The organism is Thermoanaerobacterium sp. RBIITD (genome assembly GCF_900205865.1).
Taxonomy (GTDB): domain Bacteria; phylum Bacillota; class Thermoanaerobacteria; order Thermoanaerobacterales; family Thermoanaerobacteraceae; genus Thermoanaerobacterium.
The window spans coordinates 2,327,595-2,342,377 of the sequence record NZ_LT906662.1 but is presented as its reverse complement, the minus strand read 5'-3'; the positions used below and the strand labels follow the sequence as shown (position 1 = coordinate 2,342,377).

11 protein-coding genes are annotated in these 14,783 nt (G+C 35.0%); 1 reads left to right on the top strand and 10 read right to left on the bottom strand.

Annotated elements, in window-relative coordinates:
* Nucleotides 1-4: 4 nt before the first annotated feature.
* The 5 genes from CPG45_RS11285 to hprK all read right to left on the bottom strand — a co-directional run bounded on the left by CPG45_RS11285 (nt 5) and on the right by hprK (nt 5,513).
* Nucleotides 5-997, bottom strand: a complete 993-nt coding sequence (locus CPG45_RS11285; RefSeq protein WP_096231991.1) for a LacI family DNA-binding transcriptional regulator — start codon at nt 995-997, stop codon at nt 5-7.
* A gap of 341 nt (nt 998-1,338) precedes the next feature.
* Entirely contained in the window at nt 1,339-2,811 is a 1,473-nt protein-coding gene (locus CPG45_RS11280) for a long-chain-fatty-acid--CoA ligase (RefSeq protein ID WP_096231989.1), read from the bottom strand.
* Nucleotides 2,812-2,832: 21 nt separating this feature from the next.
* Nucleotides 2,833-3,768, bottom strand: a complete 936-nt coding sequence (locus CPG45_RS11275) for an ROK family protein (protein WP_096231987.1) — start codon at nt 3,766-3,768, stop codon at nt 2,833-2,835.
* A 31-nt stretch (nt 3,769-3,799) separates the two neighbouring features.
* Nucleotides 3,800-4,525, bottom strand: a complete 726-nt coding sequence (locus tag CPG45_RS11270; RefSeq protein ID WP_096231986.1) for a phosphatase — start codon at nt 4,523-4,525, stop codon at nt 3,800-3,802.
* Nucleotides 4,526-4,598: 73 nt separating this feature from the next.
* On the bottom strand, nt 4,599-5,513 hold the full coding sequence (gene hprK / locus CPG45_RS11265) for an HPr(Ser) kinase/phosphatase (protein WP_096231985.1): 915 nt from the start codon (nt 5,511-5,513) through the stop codon (nt 4,599-4,601).
* Between the two features lie 168 nt (nt 5,514-5,681).
* Here hprK and CPG45_RS11260 point away from each other — a divergent pair, with 168 nt between their 5' ends.
* Nucleotides 5,682-6,662: a biotin--[acetyl-CoA-carboxylase] ligase gene (locus tag CPG45_RS11260; protein ID WP_096233583.1), complete on the top strand. Its 981-nt coding sequence runs from the start codon at nt 5,682-5,684 to the stop codon at nt 6,660-6,662.
* A gap of 309 nt (nt 6,663-6,971) precedes the next feature.
* On the opposite strand, the gene uvrC is transcribed toward CPG45_RS11260, so the two are convergent.
* The 5 genes from uvrC to uvrA all read right to left on the bottom strand — a co-directional run bounded on the left by uvrC (nt 6,972) and on the right by uvrA (nt 14,782).
* A complete protein-coding gene (gene uvrC / locus CPG45_RS11255; RefSeq protein WP_096231983.1) occupies nt 6,972-8,822 on the bottom strand; it encodes an excinuclease ABC subunit UvrC in 1,851 nt (616 codons plus the stop codon).
* A gap of 109 nt (nt 8,823-8,931) precedes the next feature.
* Nucleotides 8,932-10,359 carry a peptidoglycan D,D-transpeptidase FtsI family protein gene (locus CPG45_RS11250; protein WP_096231982.1) on the bottom strand — a complete coding sequence of 476 codons (1,428 nt, stop codon included), beginning with the start codon at nt 10,357-10,359 and terminating at the stop codon, nt 8,932-8,934.
* The gene (locus tag CPG45_RS11245; RefSeq protein ID WP_096231981.1) at nt 10,331-11,575 is read right to left on the bottom strand and encodes an FtsW/RodA/SpoVE family cell cycle protein; all 1,245 of its coding nucleotides are present in this window, start codon (nt 11,573-11,575) and stop codon (nt 10,331-10,333) included. The genes CPG45_RS11250 and CPG45_RS11245 overlap by 29 nt, the downstream gene beginning before the upstream one ends.
* A gap of 12 nt (nt 11,576-11,587) precedes the next feature.
* Entirely contained in the window at nt 11,588-11,989 is a 402-nt protein-coding gene (locus tag CPG45_RS11240) for an FHA domain-containing protein (RefSeq protein WP_096231979.1), read from the bottom strand.
* Between the two features lie 12 nt (nt 11,990-12,001).
* Nucleotides 12,002-14,782: an excinuclease ABC subunit UvrA gene (gene uvrA / locus CPG45_RS11235; protein ID WP_096231978.1), complete on the bottom strand. Its 2,781-nt coding sequence runs from the start codon at nt 14,780-14,782 to the stop codon at nt 12,002-12,004.
* Nucleotide 14,783 lies beyond the last annotated feature (1 nt).

Genomic DNA, 14,783 nt, shown 5'->3' with positions numbered 1-14,783 from the left:
CCTTTTATTTTACAGTTGATTCTCTTATGATTAATTCGTGTTCAAGTATAATATTTTCTTTATTATCTCCCCTTTCCTTTATTTGTTTTATTAGTAATTCCATCGCTGTACAGCCAATATCATATTTGGGCTGTGATATTGTTGTAAGTGATGGATTATACATTGGCGCAAAGCTTATATTATCAAATCCAACTATCGCAATATCATCGGGAATTTTTAAGCCATTCTCATTTGCAGCTTTTATTGCTCCAATTGCCATAATGTCTGAAATTGCAAATATCGCTGTTATCTTATCAGCATCAGCGAGTAAACTCTTTGTTGCTCTAAACCCACTTTTGAATGAATAGTCGCCATATCTTACATATTGTGGATTAAATTCAATGCCAAAATCAATTAAAGCTTTTTTGTAGCCCTCTTCTCTCTGTTTTGTAGAAAGAAAATTGTTTTTACAGCTTATAAGACCAATATCCTTATGTCCAAGTCCAATCAGGTGTTTCACTGCCTTATATGCAGCCTTAAAATTATCTATTGATACATGAGAAACATTGGCACCCTCTTTATATTCGCAACATTGTACAGCAGCAAATTTCTCGCCTATTTCATTAAGCTCACCTTCATCAATTTCCGGTGCCATAAATATTACCCCATCTGACAACCTATTCTTCAAAAGTTCTAAATACATCCTTTCCCTTTTTACATCAGAATCTGTATTGCAAAGCATTACACCATATCCATTCTTTTGCGCCACATCCTCAATTCCCTTTACTATCCTTGCGTAAAATGGATTCGATATAGTCGGAAGAAGCACAAGTATCATTTTCGTCTCCATCCTCCTAAGGTTTCTGCCAAGAAGGTTTGGATTGTAATTTAATCTTTTTATGACGGAAAGCACCATTTTCCTTGTCTCATCAGATACTCCCGGACTATTATTTAAAACTCTTGAAATTGTAGCGACCGAAACACCGGCTTCTTTTGCAACATCTTTTATTGTTATCATACCGACTCCCTCGTAACGGATTACTCTAAATATCTCAAATAATGTCTTTGTAAATTATGCTGTTTATTTATTTCTTTATGCTGTAAAAAAAATTTTTACGTAACGGATTACTTTAATATTAAAACAAATAAAGATGTGAGTCAAATTATATATTTTATCCAAATGAATTATTTTAAGTCATCTATCATATCTATCATTAACTATCTGCTATTTGCTTCTATTTATTCAATTTATATATAATTTGCTTATGCCAATTTTGTTTTTGGCTTATTAATATTACTTTAAAATTTAATATTAAAAAAAGACCTTACCATATGATAAGGCCTTTTACTTTTGTTTTACTATTTAAGCAGTTTTTTCAAAACCTTTCCCGTTGGGCTTTTTGGCAATTCATTAACGAATTCAAATATCTTCGGTATCTTATATACCGTCAGTTTATTGCGGAGAAAGTTTTGAAGTTCTCTTCTATCGGCATTTTGTCCTTCTTTGAGCACGACAAATGCCTTTACATCTTCACCCTTATATTTGTCACCAACGCCTATTATAGCAACATCTTGTACAGCAGGATGCTCCAACAACGTCTCCTCTACTTCTCTCGGATATACATTAAATCCTCCAAGGATTATCATATCTTTTAACCTATCAACTATGTAGTAATATCCATCTTCGTCTTTCTTGGCAAGGTCACCCGTATGAAGCCATCCGCCTCTTAAAGTTTTTTCTGTTTCTTCAGGCATATTATGATATCCTATCATAATATTTGAGCCTTTTAATACAAGTTCGCCAACTTCCCCTATTGGCACTTCATTGTCATTTTCATCGACTATCATAGCTTCATTACATGGGAGTGGTACACCAATTGAGCCAGGTTTTCTAATATCATTTGGACCAAGAGGGTTCAATATTGCAACAGGTGCAGCCTCTGATAAGCCATACCCTTCAACAAGTGGAAAATTAAATTTAGATTCAAACCCCCTTTGAATCTCTGGTGCCAATGGTGCACCACCAGTTATAGCAAGCTTTAATGCTTTAAACTGCCCCTTTTCAGCCATTTTCATCAAAAAGGCAAATATTGACGGTACGCCACAGAAAACTGTAATATTCTCATTTATCAAAGTTTCTAAGGTGTCCTTTGGCATAAATGTATCCTTTATTGTAATGGTACTACCAAGGTAAAACGCCAAAAGCACATTGACAGACCATGAGAAGCTGTGGAAAAGTGGCAGTACACAAAGAAAATTATCATCTGGTCCAAGATCAGATACTTCGTCCATTGCAATTACATCTGATACAAAATTTTTATGTGTAAGCATTGCGCCCTTTGGTTTACCTGTTGTACCCGATGTGTAAAGATATGTACATACATCCTCATCATTTATCTCAACAGGTGCAAAATTGCTTTGACCTTTTATCTTTTCTTTTGTCTCCTCATTTAATACGACAACATTTTTTAAGTTCATCTTCTTAAATGCCGATGGATCTATCTTCTTAAGAATTATTGGATGTACTACTATAGTATTAGCACCGGATTCCATAACAACATATTGAATTTCTTCCATTGTAAGCATTAGATTTAATGGTATGGTGATAGCGCCAGCTTTTACAGCACCAATGTAAGAAAATACAAATTCAGGACAATTCGGCATGCATAAAATGACCTTATCGCCTTTTTTGACGCCCAAGCCTTGAAAGTATGATGCATAGCTATCTATTAAGTTTGGAAGTTCGCCATATGTGATAACTTCATTTTTAAATTTTATCGCTGCATGATCATTAAGTTTTATATTTTTTTCATATAGTTCAAATATTTTCATTTTCAATATCCACCTTTTATATTAAAGTATTGCTGCACCTATTATTCCGGCATCATTGCCGAGTTCTGCCTTTTTAATGTCCGCATATGGTAAATCCTTAAATAATATGTTCTCCTGAACCTCTTTCTTTAAAGGTTTTAACAAGAAGTCTCCGGCATTTGCAACACCGCCGCCAAGAATAATTACTTCTGGATCTAATATATTTATTATATTGACAATTCCGATTGCAAGGTATTTCACATAGTCATTAAAAATCATCATCGCCGTTTTATCAAACTGTTTTGCCGCATCAATAACATTCTTTGCAGTTATAGTCTCTGGTTCTCCACCAGCTAACTTTAAAATTAATGAATTTTTATCCTTCAAAGCTGCTCTTTTCCCTTCTCTTATAAGTGCTGTTGCAGACGCATATGTCTCAAGGCAACCTATCTTGCCACAATTACATCTTATACCATTATCTCCTATTACAATATGGCCTAATTCTGGTGCAAAATGATGTGCTCCATTAAATACTCTACCGTTTAAAACAAAGCCAGAACCAACCCCTGTTCCAAGAGTGATTGTAACAGAGGAATTTGTACCACGTCCCGCACCGAAAACCCCTTCAGCAAGTGCAGCTACATTAGCATCGTTATCCATGTGTATTGGTATATCAATATATTTATGTATTTCACGGACTAGAGGTACCTTTGTCCAGTAGAGGTTCACTGCTCTTAAAACAATTCCCTTCTCATTATCTGCAACACCAGGTACGCCGATTCCCATTGATTTAATATCCTCAATTTTTAAGCTGCATCTTTTTATTAACTCTAATGATATTTCACCAATGTCCTTAGCCATAGCAGCATATCCTCTTTTAGGTTCTGCCGGTCTAGAACCGGTTGCAATTATTTTCCCATTTTCATCTACCAATCCCACTGCTATATTTGTCCCACCTACATCAACACCAATCCTCATTTTCGTTCCTCCTTTTAACTTAACGAAAATATCATCTATTTAATAGTTTGCCTTTACTTCTTAAATAATCTTTAAATTTATCTACATCAGTATTCATAATAAATTCTTCATCTAAATGTGCTTTTTCAATGACCTCTAGTGCCTTGTCAAACCTGCCTACATCAAATGCTATATGTGCATCACTTCCAACGCAAATCTTCACATTCATTTTTGCAGCTTTTTTAGCAATTAAAAGGCAGTTTTCATAGCTTCCAACTCTCGATGCCACAAATGAGCTATTATTTATTTCTATACATGTATTATACTCTTTCGCGGCATCAAGAACCTTGTCAACATCAATATCAAAAAGCGGATTACCTGGATGCCCCACAATATCAACATATGGATTTTTTATTGCATTTATCATTGCCTCTGTATTTGACTCAACATCGCGATATGGAAAACAAACGTCATGTAAACTTGCAATAACGACATCAAGCTTTTTTAAAATTTCTTCCGGCATATCGAGGTTGCCATCTCTGTCGAGAATATTTGCTTCAACACCTTTTAATATTTCTACGCCATCTACTTCAGATGGTAAAACTTTTAGATTGCCAAAGTGAAATATATGTGGTCCGCCGGGCATTTTTGGGCCGTGGTCTGTCATACAAAATAGCTTTAAGCCTTTTTTTGATGCCTCCTTAGCATTCTCAATAATCGTACTGTATGCATGGCCACTTGCTACAGTATGTGTATGCGTATCAAGTAAAAGATTCATTATTTTTACATCCCTTTCAAAATATATGTCAAAATTTTGTTAATTAATAATTAAGCCCATTTAACATTATATTTTAACCGGATATCTGTTTCAACAATTTTTTATTTAATTCATGTGCTGCATTATACCCCATCTGCTTTTGTCTATGATTCATAGCTGCTACTTCAACAATTATCGCAAGGTTTCTGCCTGGCCTTACAGGAATCGTAAGCTTAGGGATTTTTATGTCGAAGAATTTGATGTAATCGTCATCAAGTCCAAGCCTATCATAGTATTTATCCTCATTCCATTCCTCAAGCTGTATTACAAGGTCTATATTCATGTTGTCTCTAACAGACCCAACACCATAAAGCGTCTTGATATCGAGGATTCCTATTCCTCTTATTTCTATATAGTGTCTTATAATCTCAGGTGAACTGCCTTGAAGCGTGTAGTCGCTTATCTTCTTAATCTCTGTCGCATCGTCTGCGACAAGCCTGTGGCCCCTTTTTATGAGTTCCAAGGCAGTCTCACTTTTACCGATGCCGCTTTCCCCAAGTAAAAGAACGCCAACACCATAAACATCGACAAGGTCACCGTGTATGGTTATCTGTGGTGCAAGTTTTTCTTCCAAATAATTAATGAGCCTGCTAATAAACTTTGTAGATGACTCCTTTGTCCTTAGAAGATATCTGTCGTGTTTTTGGGCTGATTCAATAAGTTCCCTTTTTATATTTAATCCTCTTGTAACAATTACACATGGAAGAGGATATTCAAAAAATTTATCAGCTCGTGATGCAAGTAAATCTAATGGCATCCTATCAATAAATGCAGTTTCAACCATTCCGAGTACTTGTACACGTTCATTTGCAAAATGTTCATAAAAACCCGAGAATTGAAGTCCCGGTCTATTTACATCGCTTGTCGTTATATCTATCTTTTCTTTTGCTTCTACTATCACTTCTAAACCTAAATCTTTAATTAAATCGACAACGGAAACGCTCAACAAATCAAAAACCTCCTAATCGGAACTTAATGCTTTACATACATTATTATATTATTTTATACCTTATATGTAAATAAACTTTGGGTACAAATTATTAAAAAACTATTTGTTGAAAATTATTTTTAAGGTATAATTATAATACTATAATTGATATGAAAGGAAATGAATGTATTGTTAAAGAATAATATTTTACAATTACTTAAAAATAATAAAAATAAATATATATCCGGCCAGGATTTGTGTGATACATTTAATGTATCTCGTACAGCTATATGGAAATGTATAAAAGAATTAAAATCCGATGGGTACATCATAGAGTCACAGCATAAAACGGGATACATGCTTATATCAGAACCAGATATACTAAGCTACATTGAAATATATCCATATCTAAAAACAAAATTTATAGGAAGAAATTATATTCACTTTGAAAGTATTACATCTACTAATGACTACGCAAAGGAAATAGCTTTTAAATGTGATAATGGCACAGTTATTGTTTCTGAAGAACAAACATCAGGAAGAGGCCGTCTTGGAAGGTCATGGGTCTCAAATAAAGGCGAGGGCATTTGGATGTCAATAATATTAAAGCCAGATTTAAACCCACAAGAAGCAGTTAAGTTAACACAGGTTGCAGCAGTAGCAGTTGTTGATTCTATAAAAGATGCAACTGGCTTAAGTTCTGGTATAAAATGGCCAAACGACATTATTGTTGATCGCAAAAAAGTATGCGGCATTCTTACAGAGATGAATGCAGAGCTTGATAAAGTTTATTACGTTGTAGTAGGAATAGGTCTAAATGCAAATGTAACAACTTTTCCAAAAGATCTCAATGATAAAGCTACGTCTTTATTGATCTCAGCTGGAAAAAAAATTGACAGAAAGCAGCTTACTGCATCAATACTAAATAATTTTGAAAAATACTATGGCGTGTATTTAAGCAAGGGATTTTCTTACATTAGAACAATGTGTATAAAATATTCGCTGACACTAAATAGCGATGTTAGAATAATCTCAAATAATCATGAATACATAGGACATGCAATTGACATCGATGATGATGGAAACTTGATTGTAGAATTAAAAAATGGTGATAGGAAAACTATCATGTCTGGTGATGTCTCTGTCCGTGGCATACTCGGGTATGTGTAAAATTAACTATATATTTTACCAAATATATTATTACGTTCAAAAAACGGTTTTTTATATATTTCACTTAAGATTCATGAAGGAAAATTCTATTGCTTTACAAGCCAGAATGGATGTTGTAGAACAACTCTTTTAAATGTATTGCGAGGCTTTAAATCCTATAAATTGTAATATATCCTTTAAAACAGAAAACTCCTCTAAAATGTTTAAAAAAATCGCTGATATCCCTTCAGACCCCGAATATATTAATATATTCGTTGATATATGTGCAAGTCTACGCGAAGAGGTATCAGGAAATGCTTCCTGCTACCTCTATTTTCTAAAATATTCATATAAAGCTTCTGCTGCTTTTTCATTCATCCCTTTAACTTTTTTAAGCTCATCAACATTGGCTTTTCTTATGCCCTCAATTGTTTTAAATTCGTTAAATAGTGCTTTCATCCTTTTCACACCAATACCAGGAATGTTTAATAAATCACTTTTTAATCCACGGCTTTTTCTTTCTTTGTGAAAGGTTATAGCAAATCTGTGCGCTTCATCCTGTATTTCTGCAACAAGTCTAAAGGCCCTTCCCGTCATCGGCATATCTATTTCGCCATCTGGTGAGACTAAACCTCTAGTTCTGTGTTTCGCATCTTTTACCATACCATATATAGGTATTTCTATATTAAAGCTGTTTAACACTTCTTTGGCAGTGTTAACATGACCTAATCCGCCATCGACAAGTATAAGATCCGGCATTATATTAAATTTTGCTTTATTTTCATCAAGCTCTCCATTGTCAATCATCTTTTGCTCTTCAATACCGTGCTGTAACCTTCTCTCCAAAACTTCTCTCATGCTTCCATAGTCATCTTGGCCAATAACAGTTTTAATATTAAATTTACGGTATGATGATTTGTGTGGTTTCCCATCGACAAAAACAACCATCGATGCAACATTGTCTGTACCTCTTACATTTGATATGTCGTATGCTTCTATCCTTTCAAGGTATCCCAGCCCAAGTAATTCTGATAATTCTGAAACTGCATCATTTTTTTGCTTTTCCATTTTGAAATTTACGTCATTCTTTAAAGCTTCTAAAGCATTTTGGTATACCATATCGACAAGCTCTTTCTTTTTCCCTTTAATTGGTATTGTTATCGTTACTTTTGTTCCCCTTTTTTTAGATAACCACTCTGCAAGGATGTCCCTTTCCTCCATATCGACGTCAGTAATTATCTCTTTTGGAACATATGGTGCACCTTCGTAGAACTGTTTTATAAATGATGATACAACATCACTTCTATTCATTTCTTCGGTATTTTTCATAAAATAATGCTCTCTTCCGCTTATTTCCCCACTTCTTATGAAAAACACCTGTATACATGAATCATCCGCACTTCTTGCCATTGAAATTACGTCCTGATCTTCACCAGATACAGAAATAATCTTCTGCTTTTCAGAAGTCTTCTCAATCGCATATATCTGATCGCGAAGACTTGCAGCTCTTTCAAACTCCATATTCTGTGAAGCTTTGTCCATCTCTTCTTTTAATTTTTTAAGTAAAACATCATGTTTACCTTCGAGAAACATTATTGCTTCATCTACCTGTTTTCTGTAATTTTCTTTTGAGATTTTTCCAGTACATGGTGCCGTGCACAAACCTATATGATAATAGAGGCATTCCCTGTATTTGCCTATATCCCTTTCTATATTTCGATTGCATGACCTCAATGGGAACATACGCCTTAAAAGCTTTATCGTTTCCCTTACAGCAAATGCACTGCTATATGGCCCAAAGTATTTTGCACCATCTGGTTCAACTCTCCTTGTAAAAAGAATCTTGGGATAATCTTCATTTATCGTTATTTTTATATATGGGTAATTCTTGTCATCTTTTAATAATATATTGTATTTTGGCTTGTGCTTTTTTATGAGATTGCACTCCAGTATAAGTGCTTCAAGTTCTGTATCCGTAACAATATATTCAAAATCATTTATGTGCTTCACCATTATCCTTACCTTTGGAAGCTGGTTCGCTTGACTTTGAAAATACTGCCTCACTCGATTTTTTAAGATTACCGCTTTACCAACATAGATGATTTTACCACTTATATCCTTCATTATATAAACACCGGGTTTCTCCGGCAGTAATTTTAATTTCTCCTCAATATCAACCATAACATCACCAAATAAAATTATAACACAATCTAGTCACTTTGGGTCATTTTTTTCAGATCTGATATTCTTCGGTTCACATCAATCATCTTAAAATGACAGGAAGTATTTTTTAATGTGCTAAATATGCCTGCATTACTTCACGAGCAATTGGTGCCGCCACAGCACCACCGGCACCTCCGTTTTCTACAATGACAGCAACTACGATTTTGGGATTTTCTGCTGGCGCAAAGCCCACAAACCATGCATGAGCCGTCCCATGTGGGTTTTCTGCTGTGCCTGTTTTCCCTGCAACGGTTATCCCTGGTATCTGTGCTGCAGTACCTGTACCTTGCTGTACAACACCTATCATAAGCTGCTTTATTTTATCCGCTACATCAGCTGTTATTGGGTTTAAGTATTTTTCAGGTATCGCCTTCTCTAAAATTTCCCCAGAAACAGGATCTTGCACATATTTCATCAAATGAGGTTTCATTATAACACCACCATTTGCAGGTGCAGATGCCATCAATGCCATCGTAAGTGGTGTTACAAGCATTTTACCTTGACCAATAGAGCTTTCGGCTAATTGTACTTTTCCTCCAATTAATGGTATGGACGGAAACTGATTCCTTTCAACAGGTATATCAAACGGAATACTATCATTAAGCCCATATTTTCCTGCCATTGCTTCAAGGCCGCTTCTTCCTACTTCAAGGCCTATTTTAACAAATGATGAATTTGATGAAACATAAAAAGCCTTTTTAAAATCTATGGAGCCATATGCGATGCTATCATAATTAGTTATTTTATTCCCATCAACAATTACATAACCCTTATCGTCAAATGTTTGGTTGTAAATATCCGGTTTATAAGTTAATGCCGCAGATGTCGTTATAATTTTAAATACAGAGCCAGGTGGATATAGTCCTTGTGTAGCCCTATTTAATACTAAATGATCAGGGCTATTCATTACATTACTCCAATTCTCACCAAGTGTATTTGGGTCATATGATGGCGATGAAACCATAGCGAGAACATCCCCCGTCTTTGGATCTATAGCTACAACAGCGCCCTTTCTGCCGCCGAGGGAATTATATGCAACATCCTGTAAATTTTTATCAAGAGTCAATATGACATCATCGCCCCTTTGCCCCTTTCCAAGAACTGTCTCCCTTAAAAATGTCATAGGATCTGTATTCACCATTCCAAGAAGCTCTCTGTCATAAGCATTTTCTATACCCGTACTTCCTTGCTGATATATTCTCCGGCTATAACCTGTTATATTTGCAAATGCAACACCATCGGGATATTGCCGTATTTGCTCACCATTTACTAAAGTACTTTTTGCAAGAACATTTCCATTTCTATCGAGAATGCTTCCTCTAAAAATCTTCTTTTCTTGTTCAATAAGCCTCTTATTATATGCACTGTATGAACTTGTTATAAGCTTATTTTTTTCGTAAAGCTGAAAATACGATAAATAGACTATTAAACTAATAAATAATGCGGAAAAAACTATAAAAAGTATCTTAATGTTGCGGTTCATACTGTTCAACATTCTCATCCTCTCTTACAGCTATACCATTTAGCATTCCCAATGTAATAAAACTCATTATCATTGAACTCCCGCCATAGCTGACAAAGGGAAGTGTAACACCCGTTAATGGTATAAATTTAATTACACCACCTATTATCGTAAATACTTGTAAACTAAACATGCTAATTAATCCTATTGCAATTAATGCGCCAAAATCGTCCTTGGCATCAAGGGCAACTCTTATACCCCTATACATGATTACAAAATAAACCAATATAATCGCAACAGAGCCTAGCATGCCAAATTCCTCGCTAATGGCCGAAAAAATAAAATCGCTGGCAACAACTGGTATATACTCTGGGTGTCCCATACCAAGGCCTGTACCAAAAAATCCTCCCGCACCTATCGCAAAAAGGGATTGTGCTATCTGATATGTCTTGCCGGGAACATCCATCCACGGATTTAGCCATGCTTGAATTCTTACTCTTACATGATTAAAAAGAAAATATGATACAACACCGCTAAAGCCAAGAAATATTAGACTTACAGATGTATACAGCAAATTCGACGTAGCTACAAATATCATAAATGTCGTTGTAAGATAAAATAATAATGCAGTACCCAAATCTTTTTCAATTACCAGTATCCCTACAATTGCTATTGTTATTATACCGACTTTTATTATATCCTTAGTAGTCTTGTGATCTTTAAGATACCTTGCAAGAAATATAATATAGATAATTTTTACTAATTCAGATGGCTGTATTGAAATAGATCCAAATGTCAGCCAGTTTTTCGAGCCACCTATTTCTTTGCCTAATACAAAGGTTGAAAAAAGCAATATAAATGATATAGCAAGGTATACAAAGTTTCCATACCTTACTTTATAAAAGAAATCATAATATTTTGAAACATACGACGCTATAAAATACAATATAAAGCCAATAAATATCCAGACTATCTGCTTTAATATCAAATCCGGTGCTACCCTGTATATCATAATCAATCCCATTTCTGCGAGAAAAGAACTTAAAATAATAAGTTGGATTTCCCCCATAGGAAATAGGCGTACATGCATATAATATACTATATATATAAGTAGCAAAAAAGCTACTGTAAAATATATTGTGTCAAAGCCTTTTGGTTTATGATAAATAAAAAGTAGCATAAATGCTATGAGAAATATCCAAAAAATATTTCTCATAGCTTTTGAACCGGTCTTAATATATTCTTCCATTAATATTCCACCTTAAGCTATAAATCTATATTCTTCATTGCCAAGTCTTATTATATCGTTATTTTTTATTCTGACAATATTTTTTATGCGATTACCATTTACAAATGTTCCATTTGTACTGTTTAGATCCTGTATCACGTATTTGTTGCCTTTTTTTCTTATCATAGCATGTTTGCTCGATACATATGGATTCTCTATGACAATATCACAGTCGTCCGCTCGTCCAATCGTAGTTACTTCAAATAAATTGAAACTGCCGGCACCAGAAAGTGATACAAGCTTAGCTTTCATCACTTCTCTTTCTTTTCTAACCCCTTTAATGTCTAAATAAATTATCTTAAATACTCTAAAAAGAAAAAGATATATTAGTGCTATAAGAACATATTTTAATATATTTGCTGCCAGTGTATACATAAAAACACCTCATTATCTGGCAAGGATTTTTTTCAAAAACTGCCCTGTATATGAAATATTATTATTTGCAATCTCTTCAGGTGTACCTGTAGCAATAACTTCTCCACCTCGATCTCCACCTTCTGGCCCCATATCAATAATGTAATCAGCAGATTTTATTACATCAAGGTTGTGTTCAATAACTATAACTGTATTACCACCTTCTACGAGCCTGTTTAAAACATCCAGTAGCCTATCTACATCTGCAAAGTGGAGACCTGTCGTTGGTTCATCCAATATATAAATTGTCTTTCCTGTTGAGCGTCTTGAAAGCTCTGTTGCAAGTTTTACCCTCTGTGCTTCACCACCTGATAATTGTGTAGAAGGCTGACCGAGTTTGATATAGCCAAGGCCAACATCATTTAATGTTTCAAGCTTGCTTTTTATCCTCGGTATATTCTTGAAAAACTCTAGCGCTTCCTCAACAGTCATATTCAGTACATCTGAAATATTCTTTCCTTTATATTTTATTTCAAGTGTCTCCCTATTGTACCTACTCCCTTTGCATACTTCACATGGCACATATACATCCGGGAGGAAATTCATCTCTATTTTTATAATGCCATCACCACTGCATGCTTCGCATCTTCCGCCTTTAACATTGAAGCTAAAACGGCCAGGTTTGTAACCTCTCATTTTAGCATCCGGTGTATTGGAAAATAATTCTCTAATAGGATCAAATACACCTGTATATGTCGCAGGATTTGACCTTGGTGTCCTACCTATAGGTGATTGATCGATATTTATAACCTTATCGACGAATTCAATTCCTTCTAATGAGTCATATTTGCCCGGAATATCTTTAGCTTTATATAATTTTTGTGCAAGTGCCTTATAAAGTATCTCATTTATAAGTGTACTTTTACCAGAGCCCGACACACCTGTTATACAGATAAAAATCCCAAGAGGAAATTTCACATCTATATTCTTAAGATTGTTTTCACTTGCACCATGTACTATTATATTGTGTCCATTTGGTTTTCTTCTAAACTTTGGTACTTCAATTTTCTTTTTGCCGCTTAAATATTGGCCCGTCAGTGATTCCTTACAAGCCATTATCTCATCAACTGTACCAGCTGCTACGACTTTACCACCATGTGCACCAGGTCCTGGTCCCACATCGACTATATAATCGGCTGCAAACATGGTATCTTCGTCATGTTCTACGACGATCAAGGTATTCCCTTGGTCCTTAAGCTTTTTCAATGAATTCAAAAGCCTTTCATTATCCCTTTGATGTAGTCCAATGCTTGGTTCATCAAGTATATATGTCACACCTACAAGACCTGAACCTATCTGGCTTGCGAGCCTTATTCTTTGAGATTCTCCACCGGATAATGTGCTGGCACTTCTTGAAAGTGTAAGATAGTCAAGTCCTACATCCTTAAGAAAATTAAGTCTTGCTTTTATTTCCTTTAATATCTGATGTGCTATAAACTCTTCTCTCTGTGTTAATTTTAGTTCATCTATAAATTTTAATAGTTCAATAACAGAAAAATCTGTTACTTTATTTATAGATTTCCCACCAACAGTAACAGCTAAGACCTCTGGTTTTAAGCGAGCACCGTGGCAGTCAGGACAAGTTATTGGCCTCATGTATTTTTCGATTTCATCCCTCATAAAACTGGAATTAGTAGAATTATACCTTCTTTCAAGATTATTTACAATTCCTTCAAAACCATGTCTCTTGCCACTTTTATCCTTCCCATATAAAAGGATATTTATTAAATCATCGCTAAATTTATCAAATGGTGTTCTTTCTGTGTAACCATAGTACTCAACAACCCTCAATATATTCTGATATGTGTAGCTATCCTGTGATGCAATAAATCCTGATAAAGCCCCTGATTCAAGTGATTTGCTTTTGTCAGGTATTAATAAGTCTGGGTCAACCCTCATAAATTCTCCAAGCCCCGTACATGTAGGACATGCACCATATGGGCTATTAAAGGAAAACATCCTTGGCGACAGTTCCTCTATCCCTATATTGCAGTCAGGACATGAATACTTTTCTGAAAGTGTGAATTCTTCGCCATTTATTACATCTATAGTAACTATGCCATCTGCAAGCTTTAAAGCGGCTTCAATTGAATCTGTAAGGCGTGATTCTATATTAGGCTTTATAATTACTCTATCAATTACCACCTCTATCGTATGCTTTTTATTTTTCTCTAATTTTATTTCTTCACTAATGTCATACAATATGCCGTCAATTTTTACTCTAACATATCCGCTTTTCTTGACATCTTCTATTAGCTTTTGATACTCACCCTTTCTTCCCCTTACAATTGGTGAAAGTATCTGTATCCTTGTTCCCTCTTTAAGTTCCATTATCCTATCAACCATCTGGTCAACTGTCTGCATCGATATTTCTCGTCCGCACTTTGGACAATGTGGTATGCCTATCCTCGCATAGAGCAACCTAAGATAATCGTATATTTCTGTGACAGTACCGACTGTCGATCGAGGGTTTCTATTAGTCGTCTTTTGGTCAATTGATATAGCTGGTGAAAGTCCCTCTATATACTCGACATCCGGTTTATCCATCTGTCCTAAAAACTGTCGGGCGTATGCAGATAATGACTCAACATACCTTCTTTGCCCCTCTGCATATATGGTATCAAATGCAAGCGATGATTTGCCAGATCCAGATAAACCAGTTATGACTACAAGTTTATCACGGGGTATCTCAACATCTATGTTTTTCAGATTGTGTACTTTCGCACCTTTAATGATTATTTTATCTATTGCCAAT

Coding starts and splice junctions, on each gene's coding strand:
- CPG45_RS11285 (WP_096231991.1), bottom strand. CDS start 997: ATGATAACAATAAAAGATGTTGCAAAAGAAGCCGGTGTTTCGGTCGCT.
- CPG45_RS11280 (WP_096231989.1), bottom strand. CDS start 2,811: ATGAAAATATTTGAACTATATGAAAAAAATATAAAACTTAATGATCAT.
- CPG45_RS11275 (WP_096231987.1), bottom strand. CDS start 3,768: ATGAGGATTGGTGTTGATGTAGGTGGGACAAATATAGCAGTGGGATTG.
- CPG45_RS11270 (WP_096231986.1), bottom strand. CDS start 4,525: ATGAATCTTTTACTTGATACGCATACACATACTGTAGCAAGTGGCCAT.
- uvrC (WP_096231983.1), bottom strand. CDS start 8,822: ATGGTTGATATTGAGGAGAAATTAAAATTACTGCCGGAGAAACCCGGT.
- CPG45_RS11250 (WP_096231982.1), bottom strand. CDS start 10,359: ATGTTGAACAGTATGAACCGCAACATTAAGATACTTTTTATAGTTTTT.
- CPG45_RS11245 (WP_096231981.1), bottom strand. CDS start 11,575: ATGGAAGAATATATTAAGACCGGTTCAAAAGCTATGAGAAATATTTTT.
- CPG45_RS11240 (WP_096231979.1), bottom strand. CDS start 11,989: ATGTATACACTGGCAGCAAATATATTAAAATATGTTCTTATAGCACTA.